Source organism: Veillonella sp. ACP1 (assembly GCF_000286635.1).
GTDB classification, from domain to species: domain Bacteria; phylum Bacillota; class Negativicutes; order Veillonellales; family Veillonellaceae; genus Veillonella; species Veillonella atypica.
In genome coordinates, this window is sequence record NZ_ALKL01000010.1 from 226,510 (window position 1) to 250,034 (window position 23,525).

A 23,525-nucleotide genomic window follows, 5' to 3' on the forward strand; every position below is an offset into this window, starting at 1 on the left:
TTGCTAAAATATAGATATACATACATTTATACAAGATAGATAGAAAGGAGACATTATGGCAGATTCACCTATCGTACATTGGTTCCCTGGGCATATGGCGAAAGCGACGCGTATGATAACGGAGTACATCAAAAAAGTAGACGTTGTTATCGAGTTATTAGATGCGCGTATTCCCCGCTCTAGTGCGAACCCAGTTATCCTAGAGTTAGTTGGTCAAAAACCGCATATTGTACTGTTAAATAAGGTAGATTTAGCAGATCCAAAAGCAACGAAGGAATGGACAGAATTCTTTACGCAACAAGGCATTACTGTATTAGCCATCGATTCCAAGTCTGGTAAGGGTAATAAGAAATTAGTATCTACTGTAGAACGTCTCAGTAAACCTATCATTGATCGTTGGGTAGCAAAGGGGATTCGTAGTCGTTCTATACGTACCATCATCTTAGGCATTCCTAATGTAGGCAAATCTACATTGATTAATTCCTTGGCTGGTTCTGCAGCAACCCGTACGGCTAACAAGGCAGGTCATACGCGTGGTCAACAATGGGTTAAAATTGGTAAGAATATGGAATTGCTTGATACGCCAGGCGTATTATGGCCTAAATTAGAGGACCAACGGGCTGCTGCTCGTCTTGCTATGACAGGTGCCATTTCTGATGATGTATATGATTTAGAGCACGTAATTAAGCAATTGTTAAACCATCTATTGACGAATACACCTAATATCTTGATTGAACGCTACAAATTAAAAGAAGAAGAGATGGCCGATGTGGATACAATTCTTGAAAGCATTGGTCGTCGTCGAGGCTGTCTTGTCAGCGGTGGTGTTGTAGACCTTGATAAGGCGCGCCGCATTATTTTGCAAGACTATCGCAATACAAAGCTTGGTACAATTACACTAGATCAAGTTGATGAAGAACCGTATTATCCAGAAGATGGTGAGGATACACATAATGGATAAGGAGATATTCACTAAGTTAAAGGTAGCCGATATTAAGGCCCTTTTTGAAACGGAACAAGCTCTGGAAATTTTACCATTAGCACAAGAGGATACTCGTAGTTCCGTTCAAAAATTAGCAGCCTCCTATATTAAACGTCAAGAAAAAGAGCTAAAAGAACAACAACGTTTGATGGGCATGTACGACTATGAAGGCATGTTCTATGATGAAGGGCTATATCATGTGGCTGGCGTCGATGAGGTAGGGCGTGGGCCTATTGCAGGCCCTGTTACCGTAGCTGCGGTCATTTTACCTCCTATGACATTAATTCCAGGCCTTAATGATTCTAAAAAGTTAACTGAAGAGAAACGTGAAGCATTGTATGACATCATCATGGAGGAAGCTGTTGCGGTTAGCTGTATTTCTTGCGGTCCAGAAAAAATTGATGAGCTCAATATTTATGAGGCTACACGTCAAGCGATGTATGAGGCTATTCGCACCCTTGATGTACCTGCAGAGGCTGTCGTAGCTGATGCCATGAAATTACCTGATTTAACAATTCCTGTTGAATCTATCATCAAAGGTGATAGCAAAAGTGCTAATATTGCAGCAGCATCTATCATTGCAAAGGTTACGCGGGATCGATATATGAAGAGCCTCGATGAAGAGTATCCTGGCTATGGTTTTGGTATCCATAAGGGATATTATACAGAACTTCATAAAGAAGCTGTGGAGCAACAAGGCGTGACACCATTGCATAGAAAGAGCTTCGAACCAATTAAATCCATCGTTGGATGGCATCGAGAAGAAAATTAAATAGATAACACACTCGATTATGAGATAGAAATGAAAAATCTATAGAAAAGAGGTTCCTATTGGTCACCTAGGTGACTATTAGGAACCTCTTTTCTATTTACATTCATGGTCAGACCGTCTTATGTTGTATATATAAGTATTCGAAAGCATCTATATACATAAGGAGGTAACCATGAATACGATGAATTGTGAACAAAATTGTAACCTATTAGATGCAAAAGCTCTTGGTAATTGGGGAGAAGATATTGCTCGACAGTATATTGAGCAACAAGGATTGAAAATTGTAACGACCAATTACAAAACAAAGGTTGGTGAAATCGATATTATCGCCAAAAATGGGCTGACCTATCACTTTATTGAAATTAAGGCGCGTCGTGGTGTCACCCATGGATTGCCACGGGAGGCTGTTTCAAAACGTAAACAAAAGCATATTAAGCAGGCAGCCATGTATTTTATACGGGATTTGCGGGCCCAGAACCGCAAATGGAAAGAACTATCCTTTGATGTAGTTGAGGTATATGTACATGAAGATTTTAAGGCCACTGTACACTATATGCCTCAGTGTTTCATGTAGGAGGCCCATTATGTATGCAAAGGTCTATGGTGCTACCATAGATGGTTTAGATGGCGTCGTTGTAACAGTAGAGGTGGACATATCCCAAGGACTACCTGTTTTCGACATCGTGGGACTCCCGAATCAAGCTGTAAAAGAATCGAGAGAACGCGTACGGGCGGCCATTAAAAATAGTGGATTTGATTTTCCTATGCGACGCATCGTCGTCAATTTAGGGCCTGCAGAGGTCAGAAAAAGTAGTTCCGGATTAGATTTGCCCATAGCCATAGGCGTATTAGCCGCATCAGGTCAAATTAGATTACGCAAACCTAAACTAACAAAATTATTACAATCAACTCTGTTTATAGGCGAATTATCCTTAGATGGCAGTCTTAAAAAGACACAAGGCATTCTTAGTATGGCTATAAAAGCACTTGATGAGAAGATTCTTACGATCTTTACAAGTACAGATAATGTATCATTGCTGCACAATATAGAAGCAATTACATCCTATGGTGCACATACATTGGCGAATATTGTGAAACTTGTAATACGACCGGATGAATATCGTGTAGACACTGTTGATGACGATTGTGATGACGCGGTTAACAGCCTCATTGATTACAAGGATGTGCAAGGGCAAGAACTAGGAAAAAGAGCCATGGTTATTGCTGCTTCAGGTGTTCACCACGTGATGATGATAGGTCCGCCTGGATCTGGTAAGACGATGCTAGCAGAACGATTACCAACTATTTTACCGCCTCTGAGTTGGGAAGAACGGCTCGAAACAACACGTATTCATGATGTGGCAGGATTGCTCGAAAAGAATACGCTGATTGCTAGGCGACCATTTAGATGTCCTCACCATACAGCGACCTTGGCGAGCATTATAGGGGGCGGTAGTAATGCAAAACCGGGAGAAATTACATTAGCCCATAAAGGGGTGCTATTTATTGATGAAGCACCAGAATTTCCGCGCTATGTATTAGATGCGTTACGACAACCATTAGAATCTCATATGATTACTGTGAATCGGTTACAAAATAGTTATGACTATCCAGCAGATTTTATATGTATACTCGCCGCTAATCCATGTCCTTGTGGGTATTATGGGGACCCTCATAAGGAGTGTGTTTGTAGCTCTACAGAATTAGAAAGATATCAGCATAAAATATCTGGACCTATATTGGACCGCATAGATCTATTCATCCTTGTAGAGAGACCTAGTTTTAACGATATGTTATGTATGGATTCTGATTCTATGAGCAGTGCAGATATGAAACAACTCGTGGAGCAAGGGCGCCAGATGCAATTAGAACGTTTTCAAGACCAACCATTTAAGTCAAATGGTGCCTTGCCACATGGTGCTATTCGTGAACTTTGTAATATACGCGATGATTGCTGGGGCTTGTTAGGAGACGTATATGAACGATTTCATTTTACAGGGCGTAGCTTTGATCGATTGCTAAAGGTGAGTCGAACCATTGCAGATTTAGATGGGTCCTTATATATAGAAAACGAACATATTTCAGAAGCTATGATGTATCGGCACATTCCATATCATGTGTCGAGGATAGGAGTTCATGATGGAGCAACAGTATGAAAGTAATTTTTACATTGCCGCCATGCAGAGTATTTCTTCACTAGGAGCGGCAACGATACGTGATTTAATCGAAAAGTTTGGAGGACCTTATGAGGCATGGTGCGCTTTACAAAATCGTAAGAACCTATCGACAATACTAGGCATTCCGTCCACAAAATATAGACAAATCGAGAAAGAGGCGACCGACGAACGATTACAGACTATCTATAAGGCTCTTAAGAACTGGCATATAGAATATATTACGTACCTTGACGTATTATTTCCTGGGCATTTGCAAGAGATATACAATCCGCCAGCCGTCATATTTGTGAGAGGAAATGTATCGCTTTTAGATGATGAAACGATGAAAATTGCCATGGTAGGAGCTCGAAAATGTTCCGATTATGGTCGTAATGTGGCACTGCGGATAGGTAAGGAACTAGCTGCGTATAATGTAGCCATAGTCAGCGGTGGTGCACGGGGTATAGATAGTCATAGCCATGAAGGTGCTTTAGCGGCAAAGGGACAAGTGATCGTTGTTATGGGATGCGGTTTAGATATTGTATATCCGCCGGAGAATAAACGGTTATTTGATGCCGTTCTTAAGAACAATGGTTTATTAGTATCAGAATATCCTCCTGGTACACCGCCGTCAGGTGTCCATTTTCCCGCAAGGAATCGCATTATTAGTGGACTTTCACAAATCATCATCGTAGTAGAGGCCAAGGCGAGCAGTGGGTCTCTGATAACGGCTGATATGGCCGCCAATGAAGGCCGTGAAATCTATGTGGTGCCTGGCAGTATTTTAAGCAATGTAGCGGAGGGCAATCACTGGCTCATGCGCCAAGGGGCTAATATATTAACGAAAGCACAAGATATAATCGAGGATTATGAGTTAAAGCCCCGTGTAGTTGATACGCAAGGGTCCGATGTGTTAAGCTTTAAGGTGGAATGGGAGGTCGTGTTGAGTACAATTCCTACCGATCAATGTATTAGTGTAGGCGATTTAATCAAGAAAACACACATTCCATTACAACGATTACAAAGTATTTTATTAGACCTTGAAATGAAACATATGATTGAGAAGGTTCATTCTAAGGGCTATATTAACATAATCGGGAGTGATGTACTTGTCCATTAAACGATCTATCGTTATTGGGGAACCGAAAGAACCAAAACAAGAAACAAAAAAGAAAAAGACTACGATTAATAAAAAGGTAGCAAAAGAAGCGTTGACACCAGTTGGTATTGTACGCGACAAATCGATTGTTGCAACATCGATGCCGCCAGAGCAACGAAAACCTCGCGTATATAATCCGGATGGTAAAATCCTTGTCATTGTGGAATCACCGGCTAAATCTAAGACTATCGAGAAATTTTTAGGCCCTAATTATATTGTGAAAGCCAGTATGGGCCATCTTCGGGATTTGCCTAAATCTCAAATGGGTATCGACATTGATCATAACTTTACCCCACGATATAGTAATCTGGTAGCACGTAAAAAGGTGATTGACGATTTGGTGGCCCATGCCGATGAAAGTAGCGCCGTATTGCTCGCAACTGACCCGGACCGCGAAGGGGAAGCTATTTCCTGGCATTTAGCGTACATTCTAAACGTAGATATCACATCTAATTGTCGTATTACTTTTAATGAAATTACGAAAACTGCTGTTGCAGAGGCCTTAGAGCATCCACGTACTGTGGATATGAACATGGTTGACGCACAGCAAGCACGTCGTGTACTAGACCGCATTGTAGGGTATAAATTAAGCCCTCTATTATGGAAAAAGGTTTGCAAAGGTTTGAGCGCTGGTCGTGTTCAATCCGTAGCTGTACGTCTCATTTGCGAACGAGAACGTGAAATACAAGCTTTTGTACCTCAAGAATATTGGTCTATTGAAGGACAATTTAAGACGAAAACCAATGAAGAGTTTGCCGCTGAACTAACTCATGTAAAGGGCGACAAACTAGATATTACATGTGAAGCAGATGCAGTAGCAATCCAAAAGGCTATTGCGGACCATACGGCTACTGTTACATCTGTTAAGAAAAGTAAACGAAGCCGTAAACCAGCTCCGCCTTTTACCACATCTACATTGCAACAAGATGGTGTTCGTAAGCTTAATTTTGGGGCTAAACGGACCATGATGATTGCTCAACATTTATATGAAGGTTTGGAAATCGGTTCTTATGGTCACGTAGGTTTAATTACCTATATGCGTACAGACTCTACACGTATATCCAAAGATATGCAAGAACAGGCAAGAGTCTATATTAAGAGAACCTATGGCGATGACTACTGCCCTGCTAAACCGAATGTATATGGTAAGAAGGAATCAGCTCAAGATGCGCATGAAGCCATTCGTCCTACATCTCTTGAATTGACACCTAAAATGGTAGAACCATTTGTAAATCGCGATGAACTAAAGTTATATACACTGATTTGGAATCGTTTTATGGCTAGCCAAATGGCATCACAACAAAATGAGTCCACTACCATTGACCTAGATATTGATGATACTTATACCTTTAAGGCAACTGGTTCTCGCGTGTTATTCCCTGGATTTAGTGCAGTCTATGAAGATAGTAAGAAAGAAGATACGCCACAATTACCAGCGTTGAAGAAATCTGATGTGGTGGAAACTGTACTTATCGACCCAGAACAACATTTTACGCAACCGCCTGCTAGATATTCTGAAGCAAGCCTTATCAAAACATTGGAAGAATTAGGCATTGGTCGCCCAAGTACCTATGCGCCAATTATAGATACTATCGTTAGCCGTAACTATGTAGAAACAAATAATAAACAATTCATACCTACAGAACTCGGCTTTGTAGTAGTAGACTTTTTAGTGGCCTATTTTGAAAAAATCATCAACACTGGGTTTACTGCAGAACTTGAAGAGGAGCTCGATGCCATCGCTAATGGTAAGGATACGTATGTGAAGGTATTGACTGATTTTTACAATATATTTAAGCAAGAATTGGATGATGCTAGCGATGTAGACAAAATTCAAATCGCATCCATGGAAAGTGATGAAACCTGTGAGCTTTGTGGTCATCCTATGGTCTATAAATTCGGTCGCTATGGTAAATTCTTAGCATGTTCTAACTTCCCAGAATGCAAGAACACTAAACCGATTACGGTTGGTACCGGTGTTGCTTGTCCTAAATGCGGTGAAGGAGAAATCGTAGAACGGAAATCTAAGCGTGGTCGTATCTTCTATGGTTGTAATCGTTATCCACAATGCGATTTTACGTTATGGGATAAGCCTACTCATGAGTTCTGCGATACATGTGGTAGCATTATCGTTGAAAAATCATATAAAAATGGTACGACGAAGAAATTCTGCTCCAATGAAACATGTCCAACTAGACCACCTAAGAAAACGAGAAAGAAAAAGTCTGATGATTCAGTAAAGAAAGAAGAGGATACAAAGAGTGAGTGAAAATAGAGTTACTGTTATAGGGGCTGGCTTAGCTGGTTCTGAAGCAGCGTGGCAACTTGCCAATCGTGGCGTTGCTGTCGATTTATATGAAATGCGTCCTGTAAAGAGTTCTCCGGCTCATCAAACGGATCAATTTGCTGAACTAGTTTGTAGTAATTCTTTGCGCGCTGGTAATATAGAGAATGCTGTTGGTCTACTAAAGGAAGAAATGCGTCGATTAGGCTCGTTAATTATGGAATGTGCAGATGCAACAGCTGTACCTGCTGGTGGTGCCTTAGCGGTTGACCGTCATCTATTCAGTGCTATGGTAACTGATAAGATAAAAAGTCACCCTAATATTACAGTGCATCATGAAGAGGTGACATCTATCCCTACAGAAGGAACCGTTATCTTTGCTTCTGGTCCATTAACATCTGAAACACTAGGTAATGCTATTAGAGAATTAACCGGTAATACGGGTTTTTATTTCTATGATGCAGCGGCCCCTATTGTGACCGCAGAGTCTCTTAACTATGATAAGGTGTTTGCTGCGTCTCGCTACGATAAAGGCGATGCAGATTATCTTAATTGCCCTATGAATGAAGAAGAGTATAAACACTTCTGGCACGAATTGACCCATGCTGAGGCCGTACAGCCTAAGGATTTTGAAAAGGAAATCTATTTTGAAGGTTGTATGCCTGTGGAAATTATGGCATCTCGTGGAGAGGATACATTGCGTTATGGTCCATTGAAATCAGTAGGCTTAGTGGATAAGCGTACCAATGAAGAATCCTATGCGGTTGTGCAATTGCGTAAAGAAAACAAAGAGGGAACTATGTTTAACCTCGTAGGGTTCCAAACTCATTTAAAATGGGGCGAACAAAAACGCGTGTTTGGTTTAATTCCTGGCCTTGAAAATGCAGAATTTATTCGGTATGGTGTGATGCATCGTAATACGTATATCAATTCTCCAGAATTGCTCAATCATGCATTCCAATTACAGTCTGATCATCGACTATTCTTTGCTGGTCAAATGACAGGTGTAGAAGGGTATCTTGAATCAGCCGCATCAGGGCTTATGGTAGGGTTACAGGTAAAACGATACCTTGATGATAATGCATTTATCAACTTCCCTAAAACGACGGCTATCGGATCATTGAGCCACTATATATCTTCCTATGAAGGATCTAATTTCCAACCTATGAATGTTAATTTTGGTATTATGGAATCTTGGCCTCAACGGATTCGTAAGAAAAAAGAGAAAAATGCTCTCATTGCCAATCGTGCATTAGAAGAACTTGACGCATTAAAGGCACAAGAACAACTGTAAATGATGCTTGTCGCTCATAGTCTATCGTTAAAATAATTGAATAGATATAAAAAATCCTTCATTCATGGATGTTGTGTATCCGTGAATGAAGGATTTTGTTATTTACGTTTCTTTTGTTTTTGTGGTGCTTCTGGTACTGTTTCAGCCACATCTTGTTGCTTTTTATCTAGATAACCAAAGTAGATAAATAAACAGATACCTACAATCATAACAATGAGGCTCGTCATCTGTGCTGATTTAAGTCCCATTGTGAGGTTTACATAATCACCGCGTAAGAATTCTAAGCAGAATCGCGCTGCGGAATACAAGATAGCGTATAGAACGAACACTTGACCTTTAGCATGTTTGAATGAGCTAAAGAGTAGTAAGATTACGAAGATTAGAATATCGATTTGGCCTTCCAAAATTTCAGCTGGCCATAATGGCTGATTACCATAGGTGCGGTATGCAAGGGTACTTTCAGGATAGAGAATACCAAAATTTCCACCCGTAGGATGACCAAAGGCATCGCCGTTAAACAGGTTAGCCATACGCCCAACCGATTGAGCTAAAATGAGGGCTGGCGCAAAAATATCGGCAAAGGCCCAGAAATCGATATTATGTTTTCTTAGATACCAATAACCGGCTAATGTACCGAGTACAACGCCTCCTTGAATGGCCATGCCGCCTTGCCATACGAAAGGAATTTCGAGGAGATGATTGCCATAGTAATGCCAATCGAAGAAAAATACATCCCATAAGCGGGCGCCGATAAGACCTGCTATAGCGACTGTAATAGAGAAATCAACAATGTGATCGTGCCATCCACGACCGTCTTTTTTGAGTAAGAAATAGGCTACAGAGGCACCGCTAATGATGGCTAGTGCTAACATGACACCGTAGGCCCTGATCGGGAAATCGCCTATGAAAAATAGATATTGATGCATATGAACTCCTTTATGAATAAACGTTCATGCTTTTATAAGCATAGAAATTATAAGTGTCGATATATGTATGATATAATATAAGAATTGTTATGTAAACAAAAGCTAGTCAGCATAAATTATAGGAGACATACATGTTACGTAAATTTGCTATGGTCACTACCTTGGCAGCTGCTGTATTATCTAGTATTTCTGGTAATACTGTACAGGCTGAAGTGTTGGTGCCATTACAACAATATTTAAATACGACTAACCGTAATTATGAGGCCAATCAATATAAGACATCTTATACAATCTATGTACCACAGCTAGAACTGAATGGTACAACCATTACGATGAATCCTAAAGCCGTTGGAGAACCGGTTAAATTACCGATTACCAAACGGGATGGTGCCGAATATGTTGATGTAGAAAATGCAACACCGTTGATAGGTGTCACCTATACAAAGGATGGTGATCACGTTCAATTGACCGCTGCACCAGAGACGATGCAAGTATTGCAAAATAAACCTGTCCAAGGACCTCTATCTTGGGCCTTTGACCCATGGCCTAACCAAGATGCGCCGTATGCGAAAAAATTGAATGTCAGCGGAGATAACATCATCTCTCCAAGTTGGTTCAAATTGCATAGCCTTGGCTTAGAATCTAGCCCCAATATTAATGTGGACTATGTGAAAGCATACAAGGCCAACGGATATCATGTGTGGCCGCTTATTACAAATCGTTTTGATCCAGATTTTACGAGTGGTATCTTAGCCGATGAAGCAGTGTGGAAGAAATACGCTCAAAATCTCATTCAATACGCTTATATTTATGGATTTGATGGATATAATTTTGACTTTGAAAATGTAGACTATTCTGATCGTGATAAATTGACAAGATTCGTAGCATACTTAGCTGACGAATTACATAAGTATAATATTCAATCCTCTGTAGATGTAACGGGATATTCTAATAGTCCAAATTGGTCTCTTGTATATGACCGTAAGTCCTTCGCTAACAGTGTAGATTATGTCGTATTAATGGCTTATGACGAAACATGGGCCAAGAGTACTACGGCAGGACCGGTTGCAAGTTATCCTTGGGTACGCGATCATGCTGAGAAGATGTTGCAAGAGGTACCAAGTCATAAGCTTGTTCTTGGCATTCCATTCTACACTAGAATTTGGCATGAATCAGGCGGTGTGGCACGGGGTGAAACATTGGCCATTAAAAATGAATCATCTTATTTCACAAATCACGCATCAAATATTATTTGGAATGATACGTTAAAATCTTATTATGCAGCTATTCCAACAACTAGTGGTACCGATAAGATTTGGTTTGAAGATAATAAATCCTTAGGATATAAATTAAACCTAGTGAAAGAATTACAATTGGCCGGCTTTGCTGCATGGCGTAAAGGCTTTGAAGATGATAATACGATTACAATGATTCAAGGCGTTGATTTAGGTAAAGGTACACCTAACACAGCACCAGTTGTTGAAGCTCCTAAGCCTGTTGTTGAAAAACCATTAACAAAGGCTGAACGTAAGGCTCTTGAAAAAGCAGCTAAAGAAAAGGCGAAAGCAGAAGCTAAAGCAGCTAAGGAGAAGGCAAAAGCAGAAGCTAAAGCTGCAAAAGAAAAGGCGAAAGCCGAAGCTAAAGCATCTAAAGAACGTACAAAAGCGAATGCTAAGACTGTGAATGAAAAGCAAAAGGTTGATAATGATATAGCGTCTATCGTTCCCGCTGTTCAAGTAGTAAAAAAGTAGATAAATTGACTGTTTATGGTACGAAGTAGTACAATAATACTATTAATTAGAATCACAAACAGATTTGAGGAGGCACCTACATGAACGAAAAATATGTAGCCCAAGATATTGAGAAAAAGTGGCAAAAGTACTGGGATGAGAACCATACTTTTAAAACTGAATATGACGAAAGTAAAGAGAAATACTATGCATTAGAAATGTTCCCATATCCATCTGGCAATTTGCATATGGGTCATGTGCGCAACTATTCCATCGGCGACGTGGTAGCGCGTTTTAAGAAAATGAATGGTTTTAACGTATTGCATCCAATGGGCTGGGATTCCTTTGGTATGCCTGCAGAAAATGCAGCTATTAAACATGGTATTGCACCTAAAACATGGACTCTTGATAATATTGAGAATATGAAAAAGCAACAAAAAGCATTGGGCCTTTCCTATGATTGGGACCGTGAAGTTGCCACATGTAAAGAAGATTACTATAAATGGACACAATGGTTCTTCGAACAATTCTATAAAAAAGGGTTAGCTTATAAAAAAGAAGCAAAGGTTAACTGGTGTGAAACATGCCACACTGTATTAGCTAACGAACAAGTTATTGATGGTCTTTGCTGGCGTTGTGATAATCCTGTAGAGAAAAAAGATTTATCTCAATGGTTCCTTCGTATCACTGAATATGCAGATCGCTTGTTAGATGATCTCGATACACTCGATGGTTGGCCTCAACGCGTTAAATTGATGCAAAAGAATTGGATTGGTCGCTCTGAAGGTACAGAATTCTCTTTTGATGTGCCATCCATTAATGAACGTATTTCTGTATATACGACTCGTGTAGATACAATCTACGGCGTAAGTTACGTTGTATTGGCTCCTGAACATCCATATGTAGAACGTTTAATTGAAAATGCACCTAACAAAACTGATTTAGATGCTTTTATCACGCGTATGCGCAACATGAGCGACATCGACCGCACGTCTACAGAAGCACCTAAGGAAGGTATGTTTACCGGTTCCTATGCGGTAAATCCTATGTCTGGTGAACAAGTGCCTATTTGGATTGCTAACTATGTTCTCGTAGATTATGGTACTGGTGCCGTTATGGGTTCTCCTGCTCATGACGAACGGGACTGGGAATTTGCTCATAAATACGATTTGCCTATTAAACCTGTTGTTTCTCACAATGGTGAAAACTACAATTTCGATACATGGGAAGAATCTGACCACGAAGATGGCGTGTTGATTAATTCTGGTGAATTTGATGGTCAAACATCTGAAGAGGCTCGTAAAAATATTACGGCTGCACTTCATGAACGCGGTATCGGTGAAGGTAAAACTAATTTCCGCCTTCGCGATTGGCTTATCTCTCGTCAACGTTATTGGGGCGTGCCAATTCCTGTTGTATATTGCGAAAAATGTGGTGAACAACTCGTACCAGAAGAAGAATTGCCTGTACGTCTTCCTGAAGATGTTAAATTTGAATCCGGTGCAGTATCCCCATTGGCAACATCCGAAGCTTTCATGAACGCTAAATGCCCTAAATGTGGTGGCCCTGCGCGTCGTGAAACAGATACTATGGATACATTCATCGATTCCTCTTGGTACTTCTTGCGTTACACTGACGCATTGAACGATAAAGCACCATTCGATTCCAAAATTGCTAATTACTGGATGAACGTTGACCAATACATCGGTGGTATTGAACATGCTATCTTGCACTTGTTATACTCTCGTTTCTTTGTGAAAGTTATCCATGATTTAGGCCTCATCGAAGCTAACGAACCATTCCGTGGTCTTTTGACACAAGGTATGGTACTTAAAGAAGGCAGCAAGATGTCTAAATCTAAAGGCAATGTGGTTTCTCCAGAAGAAATTATCAATAAGTACGGTGCTGATACAGCGCGCTTATTCATCTTGTTTGCAGCACCAGTTGACCGCGATCTTGATTGGAGTGACCAAGGTGTTGAAGGTTCCTATCGTTTCTTAGGTCGCGTATGGCGTATTGTTGATGCGTATGACCAAGCAGCAAAAGAAAATCATACGGGTGACCTTACAAAAGACGAAGTAGCATTACGCCGCGAATTACACCGTGTTATCAAAAAGGTTACAGAAGATTTAGATAATAACTTCAACTTTAATACGGCAATCAGTGCAATTATGGAACTTGTTAATGCTATGTATGCACACAAGGACAAAGCAGAATTCGTAAATGCTGATCTTGCTAATGAGTTAACACATAATCTCGTGTTGTTGTTAGCTCCATTCGTACCACATATTACAGAAGAATTGTGGCATGAACTTGGCGAAACTGAATCCGTTCATACTATGAACTGGCCAACATACGAAGAATCTGCTCTTGAGGTAGACGAAGTAGAAGTGGTTCTTCAAGTTAATGGTAAGGTTCGCGATAAATTAACTGTTTCTGTGAATATTACGAAAGAAGAATTGGAAGCATTGGCTAAAGAATCCAGCCGTGTTCAAGAATTTACAGAAGGTAAACAAATCGTTAAGGTTATCTACGTACCAGGTAAACTTGTGAATATCGTTGTAAAATAATATTTCTATATATGATTTGTTAATATAATGAAAGCCCCCAACTACATAGGTAGAAGGGGGCTTTATTATCTAGAGAGGTTATTATGGCAAAACGTAGCGATTATATTTCTTGGGATGAATACTTTATGGGCGTTGCTATTTTGGCTGCGCAACGATCCAAAGATCCTAATACACAAGTGGGGGCCTGTATCGTTAGCAATGATAATAAGATCTTATCCATCGGTTATAATGGCATGCCCTTAAATTGTAGTGATGATGATTTTACGTGGGAACGGGATACGGCAGATGATAATAAATATTTTTATACCGTTCATAGTGAATTAAATGCGATTCTAAACTATCGCGGTGGTTCTTTAGAAGGGTCTAAGATTTATGTAACACTATTCCCTTGTAATGAATGTGCAAAGGCTATTATTCAAAGCGGCATAAAGGCCGTTATTTATCGAGATGATTTGTACAAAGATACTAAAGAGGTTAAGGCTTCAAAACGTATGCTAAAGACGGCCGGTGTAGATATTATTGAATATCAACCGACGGGCCGCGTATTGGAAATAACACTATAATAGATAAAAGAGGGATGGTGTATCCTTCGAAAGCGACTTTGGCCCTGCGGAGGCCGAAGGCCGGAGTCAGACCCGGCCGGTGGAGCTTACGGAGGATGTACCATCCCTTTTATATGTTGTGTGTTATACCAATAAGCGGCCGTCAATCATGATATCTATTTGTTGGCCGTCTTTTGTAATGCCTTTAATATTCATGTTTTCGTGACCAATCATAAAGTCCACATGAGCAAGGGAGTGGTTGAGACCACGTTCTTTGAGTTCCTCTTCAGAAAGGCCGTCGCTATTTTTTAGACAAGTTGGATAGGCAGCTCCGATTGCTAAATGGCAGGATGCATTTTCGTCAAATAATGTTTCATAGTAAATTCTATTGGATTGGCTAATAGGGCTATAGTGATCCACGAGGGCTACTTCACCAAGATATTGAGAGCCTTCATCCGTCTCGATGAGTTCTTTAAGAATATCTAACCCTTCTTCAGCCGTGTAATCAACAATTTTACCGTTTTCAAAGGTAAAGGAGAAGTTAGAAATAGGATTGCCTTGGTAGATAAGTGGTTTTGTACTGACTACTTTACCATTTACACCATTCCATTGAGGTGCACAGAACACCTCTTCTGTAGGTATATTGGCATTAAATTTGATACCCTCTTTAGAGAACTCTTCGCCACCTTGCCAAATATGGTCTTCTGGTAATTCGAGAAGTAAATCTGTACCATTTTTACATGTGTATCGCAATGCTTTCAAATCAAGAGCGTTTAATGCTTCGCGACGATGGCGTAGCTTAGCCATGTGATGCGCATATGTTTCTTTTGCCTCTACATCATTGAGACGACATAACTTTAGTAATGTAAGCCAGAGTTGGTTGAGTTTTTCTTCATCTGATCCTTCATAGCCAAGAAGTTCAGCCCAAAGCACTGTTGGTACAGCGGCTACACACCATGTTATGAATGAGTTCATGATGGCTGTATGGTAGAAGGACAGAACCTTGTTGAGATTGCGTGAGTTTAGGCTAATGCGCTCTGTAGGAATTCCTGCTAACGCCTTTGGATTGGCACTGATAAGTGATAAAAAGGCAGCTTTTTCCTCTACATATTGCTCGTAATATACAGGAATCCATTTAGCCGGTGTTTCTAGAACCGATGCATCAGCATGTAATAAGCGTTGTCGTGTAATTGGGGTATGACGCCAATTGATGATAACCTCTTTGGCACCCAATTGATAGGCTTCTTCCGTAACGATGACTGCAAAATCTTTATTGTCTACATCAACAGATACGATGAGTGTTTGCTTTTCTTGTAAATTAACGCCAGACTGCAATAAAGTACGGGCGTATTTACGTAATAATTCTTGGTTCATTATAGACTCCTTAACATAGTAATAGGATATACCGGTAAAGTATGTTCCTTTAATTCGATATAATTTTGAAAACTCCTGCTTATGTGACTAATAGAGTCACAAGTAGGAGTTATTTGTTGTATATGGAAACTCTAATAGTAGGAGGTGACCATATGAAACAAATGATTGTGTCACATAAGTGGATTATAATAATCCTGTGTATTTTAGTAGGAATTTATTTCCTATGGCCTATTATAACAGAAGGAAGCACCACAATGCCAGATTCGTCTGTATTAGCGTCTAATACGTCTGACGTGAATAGCATTAATCATCATGAAAGTAATTCTATTCATGCTAATAATGGGGTAGTTCAACCTGAACAACATACTGAAAGTACAGATGCTATTGTGTATGTGACGGGTGCTATTCAATCGCCAGGTCTTTATAAGGTGGCAGCTAGCTCGACAATTGGCGATGTTATAAAAGGGGCTGGAGGTGCACTACCATATGGAGATGTAGAGTCCATCAATTTAGCAGAGACAGTGACAGGTGGGCAGCATATTCATATCAAATTTAACTTTCACGGGAATCCTGAATCATTACTACGAAATCAAAAGATTAATATTAACACGGCTACCGTTAAGGAACTCGATTCACTGCCTGGAATTGGGCCAACCATGGCAAAACGGATTGAAGAGTATCGTCAAAGTAAGGGCGCTTTTACATCTATAGAGGATATCAAGCACGTCAAAGGTATCGGCGATGGATTATTTAAGAAGATACGCGATAAAATTACAGTCTAATTTACCTATGTATTTGACACTGAATATGCTGATCACCTATTCGGAGATAGCCCATTATATTCTAAGTGGTATCATACTAGGCATTTTATGTGCCTATAGCTCGCATTATGTCTTGCTCGATACGAGTTGGTATTGTATGTTTGGTGCTGCTGGCTATCTACTATATACATTGGTTAAAGCTGTGGTTCGCTATAGATTACAATCGTCTTTGTCAATTAAATATATAGTTGTAACCTGCATTGTCTCATGTGCATTAGGTGGCATATCATTTGTACATGTAAACCATCAAATTAATCAGTATGTAGGGCACACTAAATTCTTTTTATCACAAGAAGGCGAATATGCACTACTCATAGATTCTCCGGTAGATTTAAAAGTGATTGATGGGAAAGAATATAGATCATTTAGTGCTATATTGTTAGGGTTAGTGCCACACAAGGATACGGCAAAAGGCGTACATATTAAGGCCGATGGGCATATTAGAGTAACAATACAAGAAAATCCTACACATCTTCATATGGGGGATTCGATTATTGTTTATGGTACGCCTAGATCTCTCTATTTGACAGAAGAGAGAGGCACTATTGATAAGCGAAATAAGGCAATTCGTAATGAAGATATGGGTGCCATGTTTGATGGTACCTATAAGGTGGTGGATTTACACGCTCTAAAAGAGTATAAGATAGATTCTTATATCGGTTATTATCAACGGTGTCTTCACATAATTGATTCGATGCGTAGTGCTGTTGAAGTATTGATGGAGCAGTATCTATCAGATACAACCAAATGGCTTGGAATTTCATTAGTTCTAGGAGGCCATTATGGAGAATTAGGTCAAGATGTGCTACGTCAATTTGGCTACACTGGTATCATTCATATTTTATCTATATCGGGTTCCCATATTGCACTGTTATTTTCTATCGTATATGGCCTATGCAGAGTATGTCGTATCAGGAAACGTTATGCTATGATGGGTGGTATTATACTATCTATCTTTTATTGTATAGTAGTTGGTTTCAGTGCACCTGTTGTGCGTTCCACCATAATGGGGATTTGGCTTGCTTTAGCCTATGTAAAGGGCCGTATGTATACGGCGAAGCAAGGATTAGCAGTGACGGCTATACTGTTTTTACTATATGATCCGTTACTTTTATTAGATGTGAGCTTTCAACTATCCTTTGGAGCTACCTACGGACTCTTATTATTTGGCATGCCATTATATCGATGGATCACAGTATTGCCACCGATTGTGAAAGCTCCACTAGTACTCTGCATCAGTGCACAACTTTTATTGATACCGTTCCAGCTCTATTACTTTCACTATTTGAGTTTAGCAAGTCTTTTTGCAGCTATTATTATTACACCTTTACTTGATATAGCTATTGTTATGTTATTTGGTTGTACCATACTATCCTTACTTATACCAATAGGTATGGTTTGGAACGTAATCGACTGGATATTAACTATCTGTTTATATGTAAATGCGCATCTCGCTAACAGTTCTATATGTCTATGGTGGATAGGTACCATTTCTGCCACATTAGGGGTGTTATACTATGGATGTGTGGGATTACTATATATTAACCTAGTCTCATTAAAGCTTAAATTTAGAACTTTCACAAAAGGAATTGTACTTATGGGAATTGGAATAATTGCTATAGCTTATAGTGGCATCTTATATAGGAATGAAACGATTTTGCATATTATACCTATGAAACAGTCAAATGCATTCCTCATTGTTAAGCCTTATGAAAAAATAGCTATGGTATATATTGATACACCTGATGCTATTCCAATGAAAGCTAGTGAAATTCGCGTAAGAAATGGACTCCAAAGTTTTGGTATTCCATTAAAAAATGCTCATGTTCAACGATTTCAATCGACGGGCAAAAATACTGTTTTATACAAAAATGATATATCGTCTGTGATGGTCTATAATAGACAAAATGGTGAAAAAAAACTACAATTAAATGATATGAGGAACACTATTTTGATTACCTCTCAGTCGTATATGATGAATCAAATTGTAGCATTACATTTGAATCATCCCGTGCTTGTTAGCATGCCTCGAGGAGCGATGCGAGACATTGATCCCGATGCAGAACATGTTCATTTATGGGGCTATCAATATATTCCGGACTATCGATTATGAAAGGAGGACTGGCGATGAATCAAGTATATCTAATCTATGGTAATGAACCACAACTTATAGAAGAAGAGAAACAAAAGTTTTTCTTATCTCATAAAAACCTAGATGTGCGCGTGTTGCATGATGAAGCCGGTCCTTCTAAAATATCAGAACAATTGATGGAGGATTCATTATTTGGCGATGCCAAGGTATTTTGTCTTATCAATCTACCTATCTTGAAAAAAGCAGGCCAAAAAGAGAGTCAAGAATGGGATGCATTGGCCGAGTTACTGATGAATTATACCGGTGATAATCCAGTACTTATTATCTATCACGATATGGTGGATAAACGATTAAAACAAAATAAAAAGATATTAGAATCTATTCCTAATAAGGAATGTAAGCGATTAGAAGGTGACGATTTATTGATGTGGATTCGTCAGTATTGCACCTCTAATGGATATATGCTGACGCCTGATGGGCATGACTATCTATCTCATCTATTGGAGTTATGGCAAGATGTGCCGGTTGCGTTTATGCGTACCGAGTTTGATCGATATTTTCTGTTATTAGGGAATCATAAGAAAATAGATAAATCCTTTTTAATGGAACATAGCAGTAATTATGGAGCTAAAAATATCTTTACCTTTAAAGAAGCTTTATTAAAACAAGATGTGAATACCTTATTAGAATTATTTCCGTTTATGTTTAGCTATAAAGAAATCGATCGTGCTATGGGCTATATCGAAGGACAGTTGCGGCTCCAATTATTGGTAAGCGAATGTCGTGCTGCAGGTATGACAGCTAAACAGGTAGAAAATTTTTGTAAAGAAAATGGGGCCTCTTATAAGCCGTACCCTATAAAACTGGCCTATGAAGCAAGTTCTCGTATTTCTATAAAGGCTTTAAAAGCACTCTTAAAAGGATTATATGAGGTAATATTAGATAGTCGCACGAGCAAAGGGGATATGTGGCGATTTAGGGATTTATGTTTGACCTATTGTGGGTATAAGGGATAAAAATGAAAGTACGTTATCGAGTAGTACCAAAACAGAATAGTAAACCTGCTTTCTATGTGAATTGTGATGATAAACAGGTAACCATACAAGCAGCAGATTCAGCATTTAAAACATTAGTGTCATTACAAGAACGATTAGCTGCTTGGTATAAAGAAAAAAATATTTCCTTTGATACGATTCCTACCAATGCAACAACGTCTTGCTGCTTTGCGTGGAAGGTAGATGACGATGATGAAGAATTTGCACCATACTACTATGCCGGTGGTTGTGGTGTAGGTGAATTTATTGAAGATGTTGAAGCACATCGACAAAAATTAGAAGAAGAAAACATGCCAGAGAGAGGAAAGTCCTTTGCTGGCAATAACGATGATGAAATTGATTATGCAGATGAGTTTGTGCCATTTATGGATGCGGTGGAATTGGACTATTTTAATCCAGACCCCACATCGTATGAGTCTGTAACTACAAGAAATCCATCTATATCAAGTAGCTCATCATCTACATCTTCAGCTAATAGCGGACATCAACACAAAGGGGGCAAGAAATATCCACAACGCGCGCCTAAGGATGCACCAACTGATGAGGGTATGATTTTAGGTCCACGCATTGAGGGCACGACCACCAGTATCATGGGCACTGTAGAAACACCAAGTGTCATTTTTGAAGGTGTGTTCGTTGGCCTTGATAAACGCGATACTAGGACTGGTAAAAGTATCGTAAATGGCAGTATCGTAGATGATACGAACAGTATGAAGTTTATCAAATTTACGAATAGTCCAGAAGAAGGGGATGCCTTATTAAAACAATTAAAGAAATTGCAAAAGGTGCGCGTTCAAGGTAGTGTCAACTTTGATGATCGATTTGATAAGGACTATATTTTATCTATACGTAGTATCGAAGCTATCGAAGAAGACAATACAAATGAACGGACAGAAGACAGACCAGATTCTCGTGTTGAGCTTCATCTCCATACTAAGATGAGTGATAAAGATGCACTCGTATCGATTAAGGATTTATTTAAAACTGTCAAAAAATGGGGCCATCCTGCGGTCGCTATTACGGACCATGGTGTTGTACAAGCCTTTCCTGAAGCACAAGCACTTGGTAAAGAACTAGGTGTTAAGGTTATTTATGGCGTTGAAGGATATCTCGTTGATGATGCGGATTTAGAAAAGGAATTATCCTTAGACGTTGTAAAACGAAAAGATGAAGCACCTCGTTATCACATTATTTTGTTAGCTCAAAACATGGTGGGCTTACGTAATCTGTATAAAATGATTTCCATATCCCATTTGGAATACTATAAACGGAGACCTCGTTTGCCTCGTTCTATCATTGAAGAGCATCGTGAAGGTATTCTTATAGGGTCTGCCTGTGAAGCAGGTGAATTGATGCAGGCTATTGTTAAAGGTTCCTCCAAAGAAGAGCTATTAACGATTGCATCATTCTATGATTACCTTGAAATTCAACCACATACCAACAATACATTCTTAATTCGCAAGGGTATCGTGCCAGATGAACAAGCTCTTATCGATATGAATAAGACGGTTATTGAATTGGGCGAAGCCCTCAATAAACGTGTATGTGCTACCTGTGACGTTCATTATTTAACACCAGAAGAAAAGATATATCGTGAGATTATGTTAACCGCTTGTGGGTTCCCTGATGCGGATGAACAACCAGATTTACATTTGCGTACTACTGATGAAATGTTAGCTTCATTCCCATATTTGAGTGAAGAAAAGGCCTATGAGGTTGTTGTTGCGAATACACGGGCCATCAACGATAGTATTGAAGACATTAAACCAGTGCCAGATGGCACATATTCACCTAAAATCGAAGGGGCCGATGAAGCTTTCACAGAAATGTGTTATGTAAATGCGAAGAAGATTTATGGTGATCCATTGCCTCGTGTTGTACAAGAACGCCTAGATTATGAGCTCGACTGTATCATCAGCAATGGTTATGGCGTGCTTTACTATATCGCTCATAAGCTGGTAAAAAAATCGCTAGATGATGGCTATCTCGTAGGTTCTCGTGGTTCTGTAGGCTCGTCCTTTGCAGCGACCATGTCGGAGATTACAGAGGTTAATCCATTGCCACCGCATTATATTTGCCCTGAATGTAAGTGGTCGGAATTTTATGAAAATGGTGAATACGCCGGTGGATTCGATTTACCGCGTCGTGACTGTCCTAATTGCGGTCATCCATTACAAACGAATGGTCATGACATTCCATTTGCTATCTTTCTTGGTTTCGAAGGCGATAAGGTTCCAGATATTGATTTGAACTTCTCTGGTGACTACCAAGCGAAGGCCCATAAGTACACGGAAGAACTGTTCGGCCGTGATAATGTATTTAAGGCCGGTACTATTGGTACCATTGCAGATAAGACTGCATTTGGGTATGTAAAGAAATATGCAGAGCTAAGAAATATTCAGGCTCGCAGTGGATTCCTTGAGCACCTCGCAAAAGGTTTTACAAATGTAAAAAATACAACAGGCCAACATCCGGGTGGCATCATGGTTTGTCCTCGTGATATGGATGTGCACCATTTTACGCCGATTCAGCATCCGGCCAATAAAAAAGAGAGTGGCGTATTAACGACTCACTTTGATTATCACTCTATTGAAGGGCGTATGACAAAACTCGATATTCTGGGCCATGATGATCCAACGATTATTCGTATGTTGGAGGATTTGACCGGTATTGATGCGAAGACGATTCCTTTTGATGATCCGAGAACGCTAAGCCTATTCTCATCAACAGAGGGTATCGGATTGACGCCTGAACAATTGCAAGGGGACCAAGTAGCTAGCCTTGCCGTACCGGAGTGTGGCACGAAATTTGTACGGGGCATGCTAGAAGATTCACGGCCACAAACCTTCTCTGATCTTGTTCGTATTTCTGGTTTCTCCCACGGTACGAATGTATGGCTCGATAATGCACAGGAACTCATTAAAAATGGTACTTGTAAATTGAATGAAGCCATTTCTACTCGTGATGACGTAATGAACTTTTTGATTCATCGTGGCATGAATAAGAAAAACAGTTTCTTCGTCATGGAAAATGTTCGTAAAGGGAAGGGCATCGAAAAGAGAAATAAACAAGGCCAAGCGACTACGGAGTTTGAAAAAGAAATGCGAGAAAATAATATTCCTGAATGGTTTATTGAGTCTTGTAAAAAGATTTCCTATCTATTCCCACGTGCCCATGCCGTTGCTTACGTTATGATGGCATTCCGTATTGCGTGGTTTAAGGTATACCATCCGTTAGCATTCTATGCTGCCTATTTCTCCATCCGTGCAAAAGCCTTTGATTTACGGATCATGACAGGTGATTTGAATACACAATTGAAAGAATTTAATCGTATTAAAGCTCTTGATCGTGGTGCCAGCCCTAAGGAAAAGGATTTGATGTCCGCCTTAGAGGTATCCATGGAAATGTATCAACGGGGGTATCGTTTTATCAACGTAGATATTCAACATTCCGGTGCTCGCCGATTTAGCATTAAGGACGGTGCACTATTACCACCATTCTTAGCTATCGATTCACTTGGTGAAACCGTTGCTGATGCAATCGTAGAAGAACGAGAAGCAAAACCATTTACATCGTTAAAAGACTTGCAACGTCGTTGTAAGGTATCTGCTACAATCATTGAAACGATGAAAGAACTTAAATGCTGTGGAGATTTGCCAGAAGACGAACAAATGTCGTTATTTGGCTAATTCATCTGATTTAATTAACATTAAAAGGTGTCATCGTTTGATGACACCTTTTTTTTGAAAGTTTTGCAATTTAATTATT

Annotated in this window: 16 protein-coding genes; 14 read left to right on the forward strand and 2 right to left on the reverse strand. The window is 39.7% G+C overall.

What is annotated here, in order from left to right; translation table 11 throughout:
* Window positions 1–55: 55 nt before the first annotated feature.
* From ylqF to trmFO, 7 genes are all read left to right on the forward strand, one after another.
* Complete coding sequence (gene ylqF, locus HMPREF1151_RS04235; protein WP_009661229.1) at window positions 56–961, forward strand: ribosome biogenesis GTPase YlqF; 906 nt, start codon at window positions 56–58, stop codon at window positions 959–961.
* Window positions 954–1,754, forward strand: coding sequence for a ribonuclease HII (locus HMPREF1151_RS04240; protein WP_009661176.1), 801 nt, complete (start codon window positions 954–956; stop codon window positions 1,752–1,754). The genes ylqF and HMPREF1151_RS04240 overlap by 8 nt, the downstream gene beginning before the upstream one ends.
* A gap of 172 nt (window positions 1,755–1,926) precedes the next feature.
* Window positions 1,927–2,328 (forward strand): YraN family protein, encoded by a 402-nt coding sequence (locus HMPREF1151_RS04245; RefSeq protein WP_005379862.1) that lies wholly within the window; start codon window positions 1,927–1,929, stop codon window positions 2,326–2,328.
* Window positions 2,329–2,338: 10 nt separating this feature from the next.
* Window positions 2,339–3,910, forward strand: coding sequence for a YifB family Mg chelatase-like AAA ATPase (locus HMPREF1151_RS04250; RefSeq protein ID WP_009661103.1), 1,572 nt, complete (start codon window positions 2,339–2,341; stop codon window positions 3,908–3,910).
* The gene (gene dprA, locus HMPREF1151_RS04255; protein ID WP_009661170.1) at window positions 3,894–5,030 is read left to right on the forward strand and encodes a DNA-processing protein DprA; all 1,137 of its coding nucleotides are present in this window, start codon (window positions 3,894–3,896) and stop codon (window positions 5,028–5,030) included. The genes HMPREF1151_RS04250 and dprA overlap by 17 nt, the downstream gene beginning before the upstream one ends.
* Window positions 5,020–7,338 (forward strand): type I DNA topoisomerase, encoded by a 2,319-nt coding sequence (gene topA, locus HMPREF1151_RS04260; RefSeq protein ID WP_009661275.1) that lies wholly within the window; start codon window positions 5,020–5,022, stop codon window positions 7,336–7,338. The genes dprA and topA overlap by 11 nt, the downstream gene beginning before the upstream one ends.
* Window positions 7,331–8,647 carry a methylenetetrahydrofolate--tRNA-(uracil(54)-C(5))-methyltransferase (FADH(2)-oxidizing) TrmFO gene (gene trmFO / locus HMPREF1151_RS04265; protein WP_009661230.1) on the forward strand — a complete coding sequence of 439 codons (1,317 nt, stop codon included), beginning with the start codon at window positions 7,331–7,333 and terminating at the stop codon, window positions 8,645–8,647. The genes topA and trmFO overlap by 8 nt, the downstream gene beginning before the upstream one ends.
* A 98-nt stretch (window positions 8,648–8,745) precedes the next feature.
* Here trmFO and lgt read toward each other — a convergent pair whose 3' ends face one another.
* Window positions 8,746–9,573, reverse strand: a complete 828-nt coding sequence (lgt, locus tag HMPREF1151_RS04270; protein WP_038141251.1) for a prolipoprotein diacylglyceryl transferase — start codon at window positions 9,571–9,573, stop codon at window positions 8,746–8,748.
* Window positions 9,574–9,704: 131 nt separating this feature from the next.
* On the opposite strand from lgt, the gene HMPREF1151_RS04275 reads away from it, so the two are divergent.
* The 3 genes from HMPREF1151_RS04275 (at window position 9,705) to HMPREF1151_RS04285 (ending at window position 14,436) form a co-directional block, all read left to right on the forward strand.
* On the forward strand, window positions 9,705–11,324 hold the full coding sequence (locus tag HMPREF1151_RS04275; protein ID WP_009661051.1) for a glycosyl hydrolase family 18 protein: 1,620 nt from the start codon (window positions 9,705–9,707) through the stop codon (window positions 11,322–11,324).
* An 80-nt stretch (window positions 11,325–11,404) separates the two neighbouring features.
* Entirely contained in the window at window positions 11,405–13,873 is a 2,469-nt protein-coding gene (leuS, locus tag HMPREF1151_RS04280) for a leucine--tRNA ligase (protein ID WP_009661247.1), read from the forward strand.
* Window positions 13,874–13,956: 83 nt separating this feature from the next.
* Window positions 13,957–14,436 carry a dCMP deaminase family protein gene (locus HMPREF1151_RS04285; protein WP_009661141.1) on the forward strand — a complete coding sequence of 160 codons (480 nt, stop codon included), beginning with the start codon at window positions 13,957–13,959 and terminating at the stop codon, window positions 14,434–14,436.
* A 123-nt stretch (window positions 14,437–14,559) separates the two neighbouring features.
* Here HMPREF1151_RS04285 and HMPREF1151_RS04290 read toward each other — a convergent pair whose 3' ends face one another.
* On the reverse strand, window positions 14,560–15,789 hold the full coding sequence (locus tag HMPREF1151_RS04290; protein WP_009661079.1) for an aminopeptidase: 1,230 nt from the start codon (window positions 15,787–15,789) through the stop codon (window positions 14,560–14,562).
* A gap of 152 nt (window positions 15,790–15,941) precedes the next feature.
* On the opposite strand from HMPREF1151_RS04290, the gene HMPREF1151_RS04295 reads away from it, so the two are divergent.
* From HMPREF1151_RS04295 to HMPREF1151_RS04310, 4 genes are all read left to right on the forward strand, one after another.
* Window positions 15,942–16,571 (forward strand): ComEA family DNA-binding protein, encoded by a 630-nt coding sequence (locus HMPREF1151_RS04295; protein ID WP_038141254.1) that lies wholly within the window; start codon window positions 15,942–15,944, stop codon window positions 16,569–16,571.
* A 136-nt stretch (window positions 16,572–16,707) separates the two neighbouring features.
* Window positions 16,708–18,723 carry a ComEC/Rec2 family competence protein gene (locus tag HMPREF1151_RS04300; RefSeq protein WP_232198013.1) on the forward strand — a complete coding sequence of 672 codons (2,016 nt, stop codon included), beginning with the start codon at window positions 16,708–16,710 and terminating at the stop codon, window positions 18,721–18,723.
* Window positions 18,724–18,737: 14 nt separating this feature from the next.
* Window positions 18,738–19,718, forward strand: coding sequence for a DNA polymerase III subunit delta (gene holA / locus HMPREF1151_RS04305; protein ID WP_009661133.1), 981 nt, complete (start codon window positions 18,738–18,740; stop codon window positions 19,716–19,718).
* Between the two features lie 2 nt (window positions 19,719–19,720).
* On the forward strand, window positions 19,721–23,446 hold the full coding sequence (locus HMPREF1151_RS04310) for a PolC-type DNA polymerase III (RefSeq protein ID WP_009661146.1): 3,726 nt from the start codon (window positions 19,721–19,723) through the stop codon (window positions 23,444–23,446).
* Window positions 23,447–23,525: the final 79 nt, after the last annotated feature.

Bases quoted from the DNA above. Each gene is read 5' to 3' on its own strand.
- ylqF (WP_009661229.1), top strand. From the start codon at position 56: ATGGCAGATTCACCTATCGTACATTGGTTCCCTGGGCATATGGCGAAA.
- HMPREF1151_RS04240 (WP_009661176.1), top strand. From the start codon at position 954: ATGGATAAGGAGATATTCACTAAGTTAAAGGTAGCCGATATTAAGGCC.
- HMPREF1151_RS04245 (WP_005379862.1), top strand. From the start codon at position 1,927: ATGAATACGATGAATTGTGAACAAAATTGTAACCTATTAGATGCAAAA.
- HMPREF1151_RS04250 (WP_009661103.1), top strand. From the start codon at position 2,339: ATGTATGCAAAGGTCTATGGTGCTACCATAGATGGTTTAGATGGCGTC.
- dprA (WP_009661170.1), top strand. From the start codon at position 3,894: ATGGAGCAACAGTATGAAAGTAATTTTTACATTGCCGCCATGCAGAGT.
- lgt (WP_038141251.1), bottom strand. From the start codon at position 9,573: ATGCATCAATATCTATTTTTCATAGGCGATTTCCCGATCAGGGCCTAC.
- HMPREF1151_RS04275 (WP_009661051.1), top strand. From the start codon at position 9,705: ATGTTACGTAAATTTGCTATGGTCACTACCTTGGCAGCTGCTGTATTA.
- leuS (WP_009661247.1), top strand. From the start codon at position 11,405: ATGAACGAAAAATATGTAGCCCAAGATATTGAGAAAAAGTGGCAAAAG.
- HMPREF1151_RS04285 (WP_009661141.1), top strand. From the start codon at position 13,957: ATGGCAAAACGTAGCGATTATATTTCTTGGGATGAATACTTTATGGGC.
- HMPREF1151_RS04290 (WP_009661079.1), bottom strand. From the start codon at position 15,789: ATGAACCAAGAATTATTACGTAAATACGCCCGTACTTTATTGCAGTCT.
- HMPREF1151_RS04295 (WP_038141254.1), top strand. From the start codon at position 15,942: ATGAAACAAATGATTGTGTCACATAAGTGGATTATAATAATCCTGTGT.
- HMPREF1151_RS04300 (WP_232198013.1), top strand. From the start codon at position 16,708: ATGTTTGGTGCTGCTGGCTATCTACTATATACATTGGTTAAAGCTGTG.
- holA (WP_009661133.1), top strand. From the start codon at position 18,738: ATGAATCAAGTATATCTAATCTATGGTAATGAACCACAACTTATAGAA.
- HMPREF1151_RS04310 (WP_009661146.1), top strand. From the start codon at position 19,721: ATGAAAGTACGTTATCGAGTAGTACCAAAACAGAATAGTAAACCTGCT.